General features: G+C 35.9%; 9 protein-coding genes. All 9 read right to left on the bottom strand.

Annotated features, from left to right (window positions below):
* Positions 1-233: 233 nt before the first annotated feature.
* The 9 genes from BMW37_RS08445 to BMW37_RS08405 all read right to left on the bottom strand — a co-directional run bounded on the left by BMW37_RS08445 (position 234) and on the right by BMW37_RS08405 (position 14,994).
* Positions 234-2,315: an SWIM zinc finger family protein gene (locus BMW37_RS08445; protein WP_093319662.1), complete on the bottom strand. Its 2,082-nt coding sequence runs from the start codon at positions 2,313-2,315 to the stop codon at positions 234-236.
* Positions 2,316-2,317: 2 nt separating this feature from the next.
* Positions 2,318-3,442, bottom strand: a complete 1,125-nt coding sequence (locus BMW37_RS08440; protein WP_093319660.1) for a vWA domain-containing protein — start codon at positions 3,440-3,442, stop codon at positions 2,318-2,320.
* Entirely contained in the window at positions 3,435-5,843 is a 2,409-nt protein-coding gene (locus tag BMW37_RS08435; RefSeq protein ID WP_093319655.1) for a DUF5682 family protein, read from the bottom strand. The genes BMW37_RS08440 and BMW37_RS08435 overlap by 8 nt, the downstream gene beginning before the upstream one ends.
* 11 nt (positions 5,844-5,854) lie before the next feature.
* Complete coding sequence (locus BMW37_RS08430) at positions 5,855-6,964, bottom strand: ATP-binding protein (RefSeq protein ID WP_093319653.1); 1,110 nt, start codon at positions 6,962-6,964, stop codon at positions 5,855-5,857.
* A gap of 254 nt (positions 6,965-7,218) precedes the next feature.
* On the bottom strand, positions 7,219-11,142 hold the full coding sequence (locus tag BMW37_RS08425) for a DUF4132 domain-containing protein (RefSeq protein WP_093319650.1): 3,924 nt from the start codon (positions 11,140-11,142) through the stop codon (positions 7,219-7,221).
* A gap of 344 nt (positions 11,143-11,486) precedes the next feature.
* Positions 11,487-12,293, bottom strand: a complete 807-nt coding sequence (locus BMW37_RS08420; protein WP_093319649.1) for a DedA family protein — start codon at positions 12,291-12,293, stop codon at positions 11,487-11,489.
* 185 nt (positions 12,294-12,478) lie between these two features.
* Positions 12,479-12,940, bottom strand: coding sequence for a methylglyoxal synthase (locus BMW37_RS08415; protein WP_093319646.1), 462 nt, complete (start codon positions 12,938-12,940; stop codon positions 12,479-12,481).
* A gap of 59 nt (positions 12,941-12,999) precedes the next feature.
* Positions 13,000-13,827, bottom strand: a complete 828-nt coding sequence (gene mazG / locus BMW37_RS08410; protein ID WP_093319644.1) for a nucleoside triphosphate pyrophosphohydrolase — start codon at positions 13,825-13,827, stop codon at positions 13,000-13,002.
* A gap of 24 nt (positions 13,828-13,851) precedes the next feature.
* Entirely contained in the window at positions 13,852-14,994 is a 1,143-nt protein-coding gene (locus BMW37_RS08405) for a ribosomal protein uL16 3-hydroxylase (protein WP_093319641.1), read from the bottom strand.
* Positions 14,995-15,601 lie beyond the last annotated feature (607 nt).

The following is a 15,601-nucleotide window of genomic DNA, read 5'->3' as shown; positions in this document are numbered from 1 at the left end:
GTTTTTTATTGCTTTTCCTTTATTCGATTAAGTATTTGCATAGCAGACTAGCTTATTTCTTAGGTTTTGCTAAAGGATACATAAACTAAAGTTTATGAATAAATCACTAAAAAACCGCCAAGTATGTATAATAGAAATACAACATATTCAATACAAATTCAAGTCTAAAGCTAGCCACTTTTTATTAGTGAATTTATTGCCGGAGGATTTAAATTAATCATCTTGCAACTACCTCAGTGATTAATCCTTTGATTAATTAATCGGATTTGCTGATGAACAATGCATAAGGTTTTAGTCAATAAGTCCTTTTTTTCACTAAATATAATCTCTAAAACACTTAAGATTTGGTTTGCGAGGTAGCTAAATCCTTGCTCTTCTATTTTTTTTGATAATAACGTTAATTCATTTCTTAGCTTATTATTTTGGTATCGAATTCCTGTTTCTAAGCATCTAGCAAGAGCTTCTTCAATATCTGTTAAAATACATTCAATTTGCGATTGCTGTTGTAAATCTATGAATTTATCTAGGCTAAATGGCTTTGCACTATCTATACATAATACATGAACAGAGGTTTCACTGATGACGGCAAGTGGTTCTAAATAGAGTTTCCCTCCTTTAAGTTTAGCGATGCCTGATATCAATTTAGGTTTAGAAATTTCATCAAACATAGCCCTTGCTAATACATCTACTGCATTTGGAGAAATGGGGTCATATTTGAATTGAATATGGACAATATTATCAACAGTAGCTTCATGTAATTGATCCGATTGTTCTTCTGTACTGATTATTTTTATGTCTAAACAATGGAGCGCCGCGTCCCATCCCCAATCTAAAACATGAGTGACAGGTAAAATAAAAAGCTGATCTGTCAACTGCTTTGGACGAATGAAATCGGGATTTGATTGATTGAGATAAGAACAAAGTGCATTGGCGGAAGGTTGACGGATTGGTTCACCAAGTAAGTCCCAAGAGGTAGGTGACAAAGGTAGGATAGTCGTATTTTGTTTGTTTGACTTAAACTCAATCATACCGTTTGCTAGTCGTTTAGCGGCATTGGTTATGACTTGGCTGCTTGCAAGTTTGTTAAGCGAAGTACCGGCTAATTTCCGTGTGCTGAGAGTATTTTTATATCCACTCTCATCATCTTCAATTTTGGGCCATTGCTTTATTAGATTCAATACTGCATGCGTATCGGGATCAATAAAGAGTAGTTTGACACCTTCATGCTGTTCATCAGACCATAATTTAGTCCCTAAAGAAATGAGCTTAGTATGAGATAATTTCACTTCTCCTTTAATACCAAGTCCTAGGATGTCACTAGCAGGGACTTTGGGCAAGAGGGATTGACTTGCCATGTTTGCCATCTGTTTAGCGGCTAATACCCTTGCAGTAAGATTAGTGATGCTTTCTAAGAATATTAGAGGGTGATAACGAGTAGAGCGGTTATGTTGATCGTTGATTAATGCTCTAATTTCAATTAACGATTCAATTATCCAATACCAACCTAGCTTTTGTGCATAGTTAATTGATTGGGATAATAACCCCTCTAAAATTGATTGTGGTTGATTACTTCCTTCCATCCAAAGTTGGAGGAATAATTCACTTAAACTATTATCTAATAGCTGTGCTGTTTGATTCTCGAAGATATTCTGAGCTAATTCGTTTTGTACTGCATTAGCATCATTTTTGCAATTGACTTCAACAGATAGAATTTCAGCTTTTGATAGATCATTATTTGCTTGTTCAAAAGCCCAAACAGCAATAATGATATGTTCACAAATACGCTCTTCAATACAGTCACACTTTGCATGCGATAAATTATTTTTTGAAAAAAAGCGCACATCACACATCGGTAGCTTTGCATGGGGGACTTCTTTAGCCATTTTACCGCTATCTAATTGTACAACAATACGATTTGCTACTAATTTATTAGCTTTATTTAAAATAGATTTTGGTAGCATTTGTATCTGATCGTTAAATGCGCTAAATGACCATGAATTGGTTAAATCTGAGTCAGCTTGGTGAGAATCAGTTTCTTGATATGTTGCTTGATAAGCGAGTACTAGCGTGACACGGTGTCTACACATACCACTTGCAGGGCAAGTACAATTTGCTTCTCGAAGTCCTTTTCCATCAGCTAATTGAACACTATGTCCATCTTCAAATTGAGCCGAAAGCGTTAAATCATCTTGAATTTTGATTTCAGGAATATTTCCGGCCGCTATCTCTTTTGTCGCTCTTTTGACAAAGCCAACATTACTAAGTGCAACTAATGCATCATTTGATAGCTCTAGCAAATCTATTCGTTTATGCATAATTAACCTTGAATTTTTTCAGCAAGCCAAGTGGCCAATTGACCAGGTGTCATCGCTCCTATTTGCGCACCAACCGCAACGAGCCTTGTTGCAAGTGCTTTGTCATAATTAGGATGAGCTGTACTATCTAATGCGGCTAATCCAAGTACTTTGGTACCAGCTTGAACCGCAGTTTGTACAATTCTAACCAGATCTGATTCAGAACCTCCTTCATAGAAGTCACTAATAATTACAATAAGTGAACGAGATGGATTTGAGATTCGTGACTGGGTGTAAGCGACTGCTTTATTAATATGTGTTCCTCCTCCAAGTTGCACTTTCATTAATAATTCAACTGGGTCATTGACATTTGACGTTAGATCCACAATTTGCGTATCAAATGCAATTAAATGAGTTTTCATACCTGGAAGCTGCCATAAGCATGCGGCCATGACGGCAGAGTGAATAACTGAACTTACCATCGATCCACTTTGATCAACAAGCAAAAAAAGGTCCCATTTTTCTGTATGTTTTTTCACACGACTCATAAAAGCAGGGGAGTCAATATAGAGCTTTTTCGTTTTTGCATCAAAACGATGCAGGTTGGTTTTAACCGTACGTTTAAAATCAAAATTGCGAGCGATTTTGATTGAGGAAGGTTTATTTCTATCTCGAGTGCCGCTAAACGATTGCCTAATTTCTTTCGCTAGGCGATCCATGATCTGTTTTACAACAGCTTGTACTAGTTTTCTTGCCGCAGCGAGCACATCGGGATTCATTAGGTGTTTTGTATGAAGCACTGCTTTTAGTAACGTTTCAGAAGGTTCAATACGCTCAAGAACCTCAAGGTTTGTCACAACTTCATCTATTCCATAAAGCTCTATAGCATCTTTTTCTAGGCGTTCAATCACTTCTTTAGGAAATAACTCATTGATTTCATTTATCCATTCTGGAACAGTTAATCTCGAATCGCCTAAATCTGCGCTGCGTTCACCCTGTTCGGTTTTAGAGGGATCTTGTCCATATAACCATTCCAGAGCCGCATCGATTTTAAGATACCCTTCGTCTAATTGACCTAAGTTAGATTTTGCTGCTTCACCTAATAAGAGGCGCCACCTGAGTATACCTGGGTTTGTTATTTTATTCATTAATGAGCCCCCAATAGACTAATTCATTAACAATTTGCTTGTCTAAGCGTTGCATGAGAGGAAAATTTAATGCCAGATCAGGTTCGATAGGTCTAGTTAATGCCTCGGATGGTAAATTATGAATATGGTTGATTTTTAAAATTCGTGCGGAGATTTCGCCTCTTTCTCTTGCCGGTAGCCACGAAAAAGCCGCACGCATTGAGGTAAGTGCGTGTAAAAATTCATCTTCGCTAAATGATAAAACGAGATGATTTAATGCGTGCAAAAAATCGTCTTGATGAAGTAGAGATGCTCTAGCAAGTGCAAGCAGTCCAGTTAGTAAATCGCCAATATTTTCAATAGAAATCGACTCTAATAAACTGACAGAATGATTTAGTAAGTCTAAGTTCATCTCATTGTGTTCAGATAAACTAATTAGCCCCCCTAAGGCTGCGCCACGACTTAAAGGATGCGCCATTTGGTTCATAAATTTTCTCTGCCAAACAGCGATCGTTCTTTTTGGATGCAAGTTAGGATATAGGGTATTGAGTTCTTCACTAGGCATTGCAAGCGCATCTCTTGTGATAGACCAAATAGCTTTAAATGCCAAAATATGCTTATGCGTGTTAGCACTTGAAATAAAACCATAGGATTCACATAACCATAGAGAACGGTCAAATGCAGTTTCGATGATAGTGCGTAAAATAGGTCGGCCTCGCATTCCTGCTGATGCTGAATGTCGATAAAGTGGATAAGCTATGTCTAATACCATCCCTAACGCTTCAAATTGAGTTTCTCTTGCAATCATTTGTTCTAATTGTTTAAGTATCTCATGGTTAAATTCATTAAGACCAGCGAAGACTGCTTGATTCAGTAATTCAACTAATTTAATTAGGCAGTCATTATTTTCATGGCTGAGTTGATATAATTCACTTTCCAGTTTCTTGCTCGCAGCAGCATGAGCAGTAGCGCCATATATAGACGCTTCAATTAATGCAGCCTTTTGCTCAAAAGGAGATTGTAAATGCCATTTTTCAAATGCTTGGAATGCTATCTCTGATTTGTGATTCGTTTCTAAGATAATACCCGGAATATTCAGTATCACTAACTGGTGCAGAAAATGGCTTTTGTGTCTATCTTGCTCAGTTAATAACTCGAGTGTGATGGTTGTAGGAAATTGCCATTTAAAGCGCTTTATTTGATCCTGAACAAAAGCAAGTAGCGGAGCTTTGGGTGTTTGACTTGCAAGTTTACCTTGGATCGTATTACCTGATATCACATCCATAATCAAAACGAGCATTGGATCGGTATGTGGTAATAGTGTCCCCCGATAAGACCAAGGAAGAGGGACCTCTAAAGCATCTTTTATCAGCGCGCCTGCGAGTGCATCTAACCAATCAATTCTAAGAGGGAGCGTGTGACCTCTTAGTTGCGCTAAACCCTGTGCTTTTAATAATGTGGCCGCCATATCTGCTGTTGATGCTGCTTGCCCTAGTCGTCTTAGCTGTTTAAAAATGGATTCTAATAGTTCCATTCCTGCATGCTCTAAACCCCATTTCCAAACCCACTGTTGCCAAAGTGGTGAAGGCATACCTGATGCATAACCAGTAAATGCATCAAGTCTTTTATAGGTATAAGGCACTAAGTAAGAACCCGTCGTAAATTGATCTTCAGTGAATTGTTCTTGAGTGCACTCGGTGATGGGTGGAAGTGTAGGTTCAGTTAACTTCTTATCATGTTGAGTGATGAGTTTAGCAAGCATAGGCGCATGATAACCGCCGCAAACGACTAAGACAGGGCCATCTTGGCAAGAGACAGCCCAATTAATCCAGCTGGCCATCATCTTCTCACGTGCTTGATTACCTAAAGAGCCAAGTGTTTCTCCTCGTAATTGTTCAAAATAAAGGCTGAGTTTTTCGCTTAATACGTCTAAATCCGACTCGCTTTCAAATAAGCTCTCCCAGAGCGCATCAGAATTTGTAAGGCCTAGTTCTTCACACAGTTTTGATTCAAATGCCGAAATAAGATCATATTGTTCATGATCAGAGAGATCTGCATAACGATTAGAAATATGGTGAAAAGCATGATGCCATGCAGGTAAATCCATAAATCGAATATGTGCGCCATATGATTTAGCTTGGATAAGTGCTTGCCATTCAGGAGAGTGCTCAGCAAAAGGTGTCCAAGAGCTATGATGTCTATCTGAATTTGCATTTTTAGGTAAGCCATAACTGTAGATAGCAATGGGCAATTCATGCGATAGAAACAATTCGTCTAAGCGACTGTTAAAATCCATAGGTCCCTCAATTAAGACAATGGCTGGCTTAATGCGGGTAATGGTTTCACAGACTAATTTTGCACAAATCGGACTATGATGCCTTATACCTATAATGGTAGGTGAATTTTGTTTAGAATAGTTCATTAAATTCTATTTTAAGGTAGACGGTGCCTTGCTTGATAAAAAGTTTGCCAATGATTTCCTGACCTTTTAGCAACTTTATGCTCAAAGTAACGTTTGAGTTTAGCTTGATCATCAGGATTATCTTTGACAACCGTTCCTGCTAACGATTCAACTAAATCAATTGGATTGGCTTCTCTTTGTTCTAAAAACCACGCTCTAATGCCTGCTGCATGAGCAACATTGATTGCTTCAGCCGTTGACAAGACAGCGGTTAAACCATCCATTCCACCTCCTTTTTGAGAGGCATTATGAGCTGCATTTCTAAGATCTCTAAAAGTGGTGACGAGAATTTCTAATATAGGTTTAGGAAGCGTATGGGGTATATTACTTTTTTCTAATAATTTAGCAGATGCAGAGGAAATTAATTCAAGTTCTTGATCAAAATCCATAATCGGGAAAACAGTTTCAAAATCAAATCGCCTTTTGAGTGCAGCACTCATTTCGTTTACGCCTCTATCTCTGGTATTAGCCGTGGCAATTATGTTAAACCCTTCTTTTGCATATAACAAATTTTCTCCATCATTCAATTCAGCAATCACCATCACACGATCAGACAACATACCTAATAAACAATCTTGTACTTCTAATGGGACACGTGTTAGTTCTTCAAAACGAACAATTTTGCCAGTTTTCATTGCTTGATAAAGAGGAGCAGGAACAAGCGCTTTAGTAGAGGGTCCTTCATTGATCAAAAGCGCATAATTCCAAGAATATTTAATCTGATCCTCAGTTGTAGATGCGCCGCCTTGGATTGTAAGGCTAGATGTACCACAAATCGCAGCCGCTAATAATTCCGATAAAAGTGACTTAGCAGTACCCGGTTCACCAACAAGCATGAGTCCTCGGCCAGTTGCTAAAGAGACAAGCATACGCTCTATCGCTGAAATATTAGCAACAATTTTACGTTCTATGCCAAGAGATGAATCCCCTAGAATAAATTTCCTTGCTGCATTCAGGCTCATTGACCAGCCAGGTGGGCGAGGTGAAGTATCTGTTTCTATTAAGAGATTGAGTTCAGCTGCATATTGTATTTCAGCAGGTAATCGTTGAATATTATTTTGCATACTATTTTGACTGTTCATTAATTAGTGCTCGTTCTTAAACTATATCGGTATTAGTTTAGTATAAGTTTTGCGTTAGGTATTTAAATTATGGTGTAAGTTGTATCACTTAAACGAAAAGTGTATCAAAATACACTATATCGCCTGTACCACTACATAAAAAACGATATGATGGAAAGACCGAATATCAGTTCACCTAGATGATGTTAAAAAAGCGATTTAATCCATTTTATATTAATTCAACTAGGTGTATTGATAGGCGGTACGTGATTTTTTTATGAGATTACTTGAGATAAATCTCTTATGAGCTCGCTGAGTAAAATCGGGTCAAGTTGATTAAAATAATGTGTTTTTTGCTCACTAAACCAATAGTTTTTTCCTTCGTTGCAGATAATATTACCCAGAGTTTGTTCAGGGTACTCATCTAGCATACCAACAATCATACCTGGTTCAAATTCTAAGAAAAAAGAGAGTTCAGTATTAATTGGTTTACTAAAATAGGTAATCCCACCGCCATCCATCGCATCACCTCTGCGCCATCCTCTATTGTTTAGACCAAGAATTTTACCAGTTGGCACTTCTTTTCCTGCAAATCGAGTAATTTCTTTACTTGATAATTCTTCTTCAGTTAAGCTAAAAGTCTCTCTGCCTAACTGAGTAAAAGGCTGTAATAATTCATAGTCAGAAAAAAGCTGACTAAATTGGGTCGAAACTTCATCTGATAATTCTAGTGCATGAGGGATGCCGATACGTAATTGAGGCGAATCTGGTATCGTAAATGTCTCATCTTCTGCTGTTGTGAATGAACCATCTTCAGCGACTCTGAAACACGCCATCAATTGCCCACCGAAATTACTTTCATCATCGACTGTATAGGTGCCCCAAACGACGCGTTGTACTAAATATTTAAGGAGTGGATGATTGACTAAGAACTGCATAAAAAGTTCATGTGTCCAACGACGTCTTTGACACATCGCTAGTTCAAGGCGTAAAATTTGCTGCATTGCAACTGTTTTGGCATCTTTTTTTAATAGCTTATATCGATTAGTTGCTTCATTTGCAAGTTCAGTATCATCTGATTGTTTAGGTTTTGGCAGATCTTTTAATCTATTTCCTTCACTGTCTCTTACAAAAGGCTTTAAGTTTTCATCAAAACTAATTAAAAAATAACGGTTACCAAAATTCAGGGTTAACGATCCCGTTTCATCTAATCCTAAATTGGGTGCGATTCTGTCTTCTAACTCTTCAACTGTTAATTCTCTCGCTTCGGCTATGTCAGCAATTTTTTCACGAGCCTTATCTTGTAAACCTTTAAACTTAATTTTTTGTGCGATTCCATTTAACAGCATGAGGGCAACATCAGAACCAATTTGATTTAAGATCTCAAGTCCATTAACGGCTCTTTGGTGTTGCGCTTCGCCAGGCCAGCTTCGAATTAAAGGCGTAAGCATTCTCGCTGTATCATCATTTCCTAATATTCCTAATGTGTTAAATGCCCAGCTCTCTTTAGAAGGCCCACCACTTACTAACCAAGCATTAAACAGATCCCAGGCAAAATTAGCTAAAGAATTAGGCTCACACAAATGTTTGATTTGGTTAATCCCTTCATAAATCCCTTCTGCAACCGGAAATCTTAACATTGTGCCGAGATGTTCTATGGCAGTGTCACTTAAAGCATGTCCATTTTCTTTTAATACTGGCCTATTCCAAGTACTCGGAGCCCAAAATGAGGGAGATTTTGTTATTTTACTAGGATAAAGGTCAAGTGGATCTTCACTTAAAATATCTTCAATTGCTTTAATGACATCAGGATTGTCATAACCTTGAGCGCATGTTTTAATTAAAGCTTCATGCCCATTATCTTTCAATAATCTAAGGGCCGATTTTGCATGATTACTTGGCTCTTGTGCTTTTCCTATCGCATCAGGAATAAGTCCTATAATGCTCAATTTAGGATTATTGACTAACCAAGATCTGGCATGATTTTTAACTGATTTAAGTTTACAAAATGCTTTAGCTACAATAGGGGCTAATTCTGGACTTAAAATTTTGGGCCAGTAAAAGACATTATCTGCAATTTTAGTGTTTAGAAAACGGATTAAACCAGGCAGTGCTGCTTGAGTGAATCTAGCTAAAATATATTGTTCGTTGTAGCATGCAAACGTTGAGCAATTTGTCCAGATTGATAAAGCCATTTCGTCAGATAGATATCGAGTATAGGTAAAATTAATTTCTCTAAAACTATCAGTACCTTGAGCTTGTATGATAAGTTCAATTAATTTAGAGGTATTTTTCTGATTAATTGCATTTAGGGCATCGTTAAATAGCTGAATATTTGATGATCTGAATCCTAACCCTTTAACGAGTTGATTTGGATTAGTTTCAGCTTCTATTACATAGCTCGAACCCCACATGGGAATTTTTAACCACTCTTCAATTTCCTGAGCAGTGAGTTTAATTTCAGCCTCAATAGGTAACATTTTTACATCAATTGGGTTAAACGCAGCCTTCTTTTTCTTCAGCCAAGGTGGTGAAGTCAAAAAGGTTGGTAGCATATCATCACTAGCAATAATAACCGGCGCAAGGATTTTTTCTATTTTTTTCATAACCAACTCTCTAGCGTCTAAACTTAACCATGGGGCTAGAGTATTAATGATATCATGATGAGTAAATAGCAATTGATTTAAATGCATTTCGATTAATGGAGCATTACGTTCCAAAGACATTTGTGCTAAAGCCACAATTGAAGCTATTGGAAACCGTTCTATGCCGCTTCTAAAATGGGGTAAAACCGCTTTATCTTTAATCGCATCTGATGCTAATCTTGTCATAGCCCAAGGCGTGCCTATATAAGTAAGGGCAGTGATAATTTTTTCTGTTGTTGGTTCAACCTTTAATAGATCACTCACTTCTATGCCTTGTTCTAAAAATAGAGTCGCTAAGGCGAGTTCTTGCACTTTTTCATCTCTAAGAAGTGTATTGAATAATGAGATATTTTGTAGTCTTTCACTTGTTTTAATATCTGGAATTGTAAGTTTCAACCAAGCAACACACCATTCAGGAGTGTTCATTGGTATTGTTTGGGCTAGATGTTCACTTAACGTTTTGTTTTCCGGTAATAAAACTGAAATCAAAGGTTGTCTTGATGGGTGTAATGTTGGCAGTGCTTTAAGAAGTTTATCAGCACAAGACTGCCAAGTTGCATCCTCAGCGTAGGATAAATAGGTTCTAAATTTAAGTTCACCAAGGGTGTAAGCACCACCTAAAGATAAATTCCCAAGTGAACAGATAATATCGCGATTAATTGAGATAAATGTAGTTGAATAGTTGTCTGAACGGTTAATATGGAATTCTAATTGTTGTGCTAAAAGAAAAATGTCTATGGCATATTCAAGCCCTTTATGAGCAACAAGAAAATCAGTCATAGAAGTATTGTCGAAGCGCACAAGAGGAAAATAGTAAGTGAAGAAAGAATCACTAGCTATGTAAGTGATTAGCACAAATAAAATCACATCAGATTCCATTGAGCCTTCTAATGTATTTTCATTTAGGCGTTTTATTGTTTCTTGATAAGCGGCATGAAATTCAGGGGGGGTGTTTTCAAAATCAAATATCAGTTTTTTAACATCATGAGTAGTGACTAATGTGAATAACTTGTGTAATTCATTCCAGCTAGTGGCTGCATTCAAATTTTGAGGCGCAGCAGGGTGTGTTCTACTCGGTAATGCCTTAGACAAAAATGATTCTGGAAGTTGGAAGGAATTATCCAACCAAGGCGCATGTGCGTGATTAATTTCAGCATCAAAACTCATTACTGCTTTGGGCGGTGCTTTTATGAGTGTTTCTTGAGTGGTTAAAGTTGTTGATGGTAAATGAGCTGTTTCGTCTGATTTAGTTTTAGGTGACTGCTTTTTCTTTTGCGTAGCTTTAATTACAGATGTATTAGGTTCAGTTATTGCCTCATTTGTTACATCCGAGCTGTTTTCAGTTTCATTCCCTAATTCAATATATCCCTTAGCAGTTTTTTCTTTTACCAATTTAGTCATATAGGCTGTTGCTTTATTCTCATCTTCAAAGGATTTTACTTGTTCTTGGCCTTTAGTGCCAATTTTACCCCAGCAGACATAAATATCACTTTCTCTTTGTTCTACTTGCCAAAATTTATTTGATTTACTGTCTTTTAACTCAAAGTAACGCATGAAAGGCTCCTAACATTAAAGATCAAGTTGAATGTCTAATTTAGGCAAAAAACTTGGATGTTTACATAAGTCATCACAAAAAAGAATGATTAAGATTTAAATTAACTTAATTTTGTTATTAATTTTTACATATTCTATCTTATCATTACATTTAGAGGAAGGGATGAACTACATGAAAGAGTAATTCAGACGAGGGTTATCTTAATATTAACTACTATTGAAGCTGCCAGCTACGTAAATAAATCTCCCTATGGATAAAACGATTGTTTATAAATTAAAGAAAAAAGGTTCCACTATAAATGGTTTCACTATATCAAACGTAAAATACACCTCAGCATGACTATTTAGAGTGAAAATACATGTTTAAGAATACTCGAATAAACTGAAAACAATGGGTGAGTAACAAGTAAATAGGTAGCGCAAACGAGTACAAAGCAAGATAAACCAATTAGAATAAGAGCAGTTTTTTTATGACAAAGTTGTATTAACCACCTTGGTATCTCTGCATCGTTTGGATTATCGTCACACCGATTAGATTGCAGTTTACGAATTTTCTTAAATTTAGGAATAAACCACAAAAGTAGCCACGACATTATAATAACCAAAGCAAGCAGTAGTTGAAAGCCTGTAGGGCTAACACCTTCAGGGAACTTAGCTGCTGCACCAGCTATAATACCTGGAAGTAAATATAAGACTGGCCATGTTAAGCAGGCAACAAAGCTTGGTACAATATAAGCTTTCCAGTTTAAATTTAAAATTCCTGCAAATAAGGGGATAATGGGCCTAAATACACCTATGTAACGACCTAGTACAATTGCCATAAAGCGATTGTTAATTAATGAAGATTCTGCTTTGTCTATGATTTTTTTTTGCTTAATAATCCATGAATTCTTCATAATAGGTGTTTTAAAGTATTTGCCTAATAAAAACGAACAACCGTCTCCTAGAAAACAGCCTAAAAATGCAATTGCCCATGCTAAGTAAAAATTGAAATAGGACTGAGCAATGAGCGCACCTACTGCAGTCATAATGATAGCACTAGGGACTAATAAGCCAACTATCGCGATTGATTCTACGAATGTGATGACAAATAAAATTAAAGCAGCTATGAAGATAGACTCAGTTAAGAATTGCGCTAGCGTTTGCATCATTTTTTAAGACCTTTTAGTGAATAATTCAAATAAAAAACAGTGTTTAAGTAAATTTTTGATCTTATTTGGTTATTTTGAGTTGAAGAATATTTGTTATCCAGTAAGTAATTACTAATCCTGATACAAAATAGCGTATATTAAGTTAGCTTGTGATCATTTAATTTATTATACTTGGATCTTATCCGTCAGCTAATACCTCGTTTAATCATGTACGACTCGTAATCTGGGATTGAAATTATCACTTCTTCATGAAATAGCGCTGAATGTATAATAAAATCAGCGGTCACTTGATTTGTTGCGATTGGGATATTCCATACTGCAGCTAATCTGAGTAAGGCTTTGACGTCTGGGTCATGCGCAGCTGCATTCAAAGGATCCCAAAAGAATATCATCATATCAAGTTTCTGCTCAGCAATTAACGCGCCTACTTGTTGATCTCCACCTAGTGGGCCACTGATTAATTTATGAATATTAAGTTCTGTTGCTTGCTCAATATAACTGCCTGTAGTACCGGTTGCGTAGAGATTATGATGAGATAAACAGATTTCATTTGTTTTAACCCATTGGATCAATTCTGACTTAAGATTATCATGTGCAATTAATGCAATCGATTTGTTTTTTTGTATGGTTCTTATTGTTTTATCCATGAACTGCACCTTCTATATTAGATATTTTGATGTTAATTATTAGACGTGGATTCATATAACTAGCTAGATTCATTTTTTTTAACATGAATCCATGCGCTTTCCATTTGCTCAAGTGTTGCTTGCTGACAATTAACCCCACTATTTGCTAAGTAGGTCTCAACAAGTCTGAACCTACGCATAAATTTTTGGTTCGCTTTGTCTAATGTCAATTCAGGATTATAACCAAGATGTCTGGTTAAATTCACTAAAGCAAATAGTAAATCACCTAACTCCTCTTCTGTTTTTTCAGTGGGCTTCTTATTAATTAAGGTCTCTTTAACTTCTAATATCTCTTCTTCTACTTTATCAAATACATCATCGAGGTTATCCCAATCAAATCCGACAGATTGACAACGTTTTTGAATCTTATGAGCTCTTAGTAAAGCGGGGAGGGCCTGTGGAATATCATCCATTCTAGAAGTAAATGATTTGTTGTTTCTTTCTTCTTGTTTAATCATTTCCCAATTCTGTTTTATTTGCATTTCATCCGAGGTCTGATTTTTAAGCTCCTTGTTGGCTAATTCACCAAATACATGTGGGTGGCGCCTAATTAATTTTTCACAGATTGTGTGGCAAATAGAATCAAAATCAAACATGCCTTGTTCATTACCTAATTCTGCATAAAATATAATTTGAAATAAGAGATCGCCAAGTTCTTCTTTTAATGCAAGGTAATTACTTGTTTCAATTGCCTCTTTGACCTCATAAGCTTCTTCAAGTGTACAACCGATTAATGACTTAAAAGTTTGCTTAATATCCCAAGGGCAACCTTTATCTTTATCTCGAAGCTGTACCATTATCTGACGTAATGTCTCTATTGTATGTGATTGACTATTATTTTGTATCATGAGATTGCCCTAATAAATGTAATATTAATCAATAGAATCAAAATGCCAATAGCCATGATTTACAAGTTCTAGTAATTGATTCATTGCGCTTTCATCTGCTTGAATGGAACTCAAGGTTGAATAATCAAATGGTATATTCTTTAAAATATGGTTTTTTAGTATAGGGTTTTGTATATCAAACATTTCACCATTGATAAATAAATGATTATCTAGGTGTATAATTCTAAGTCCGGATAATTTTATTAATGATTCACCTTCGTGCACTATTTCTAATAATTCTTCAAGCGTAACACACTCGTCCTCAACTAAATTGAGCTCGTGCCTTGATTGTGACAGAAAAGAACCGGCAAAATGAGTAAAATGATTGTCATCCTCTAATAGATTTTGTAACATTGACTTAAGAGCAATTAACTCAGTTGGATTAATTGAATGTACATCGTCTCTTAACATAGTACTCGGCAGTTGATAAGCTTTTTTATCATAATAGCGTTCACCACCAAGTTGGTTCTCAATCACATAATCAGCAAATCCACTTAATAATTCTCTTGCATTAGGTGCTCGAAATCCTATCGAGTAGTTCAGAGATGGTTCAATAGCGTAGCCTTCATGAGGCGCTAATGGCGGAATATACAGCAAATCTCCTGGTTCTAATATGACATCAATGTAAGTTTCAAATCCTTCGATTTGGAGAAGTTGTGGATGGGGTGAAATGGATTTAACATTTTGTATTTCACCTACTCTCCAGTGGCGTTTTCCCATACCTTGTAAGATAAAAACATCATATTGATCAACATGAGGTCCGACACCTCCATTTGGTGTTGAGTAAGAGATCATAAGATCATCTAATCGCCAATTAGGTAGGCAACGAAAAGGCTCTAGCAAAGGATTCACCTCCTCATACCAGTGATTAACTGCCTGAACAAGTAGGGTTGAATGGCTATCTGTTAATTCGGAAAAATTCTCAAATGGGCCATGCATCAAAGACCATTGTTGGTTGTGATTTGTCACGATGCGAGAATCTATTTCTTGTTCCATCGCAAGCCCAGCTAATATTTCTGGAGTAATGGGGTCAATGAATTGATTGAAGGCATGTTTAATTAAAACCGGCTTTTTCTGCCAATAGTTATCTAAAAAGTCTTGCCAGTTTAAATTTAGTATATAACTCATTAAGTCGTCCATATGAAAAAGTTGATTTTGATAGTATTAGTCTATTTTAGCATATGAATCGTGCTGCAAAGTACATAATAGTAATTAAATTTTTTGAATGGATTAATTAGGAAACTACCTTTTAGGTAAAAATGAGTAAGTTTGGCAACTAACCATATTATCGCTTTGATTCAGCAAAGTATTTATAGAACACCAGGTTAAAGTCTTATTAGCAAGTTTTAACTTATCTTAAGTTATTGTTAATTAATTTTAATATTAATTTTTATTTTTAAAATTTGAGGTGTCTGTGATAATTTATTTTTTAAACTTAATAATTTTATTGCTAAGTTATAATGTTAAATTTATAGATAATGTAATTCAATTAACTAATTATATAATTAATAAAGTAAAAGTTAAGCTATGGAGACAATGTGTTTTATGCATTGATCTAAATCAAGGAAAACTATTTAACTTAATGGGTTATCTAAATTTGTGATGTTAGTCTTAAAAATGGAATTGGTTTTCATTTTATGCATTAAAATAATGGAAATCATTTCCATTTTATGTTGATATATGTACACCAATAACTTACTATAAAAACGCAAACTAGATATGAAGCTAATTTGTT

This window comes from Thorsellia anophelis DSM 18579 (genome assembly GCF_900111395.1).
Classification (GTDB): Bacteria; Pseudomonadota; Gammaproteobacteria; order Enterobacterales; family Thorselliaceae; genus Thorsellia; species Thorsellia anophelis.
Note: the sequence above shows the minus strand (reverse complement) of the source record. Positions and strands in the feature narration are given on the sequence as shown.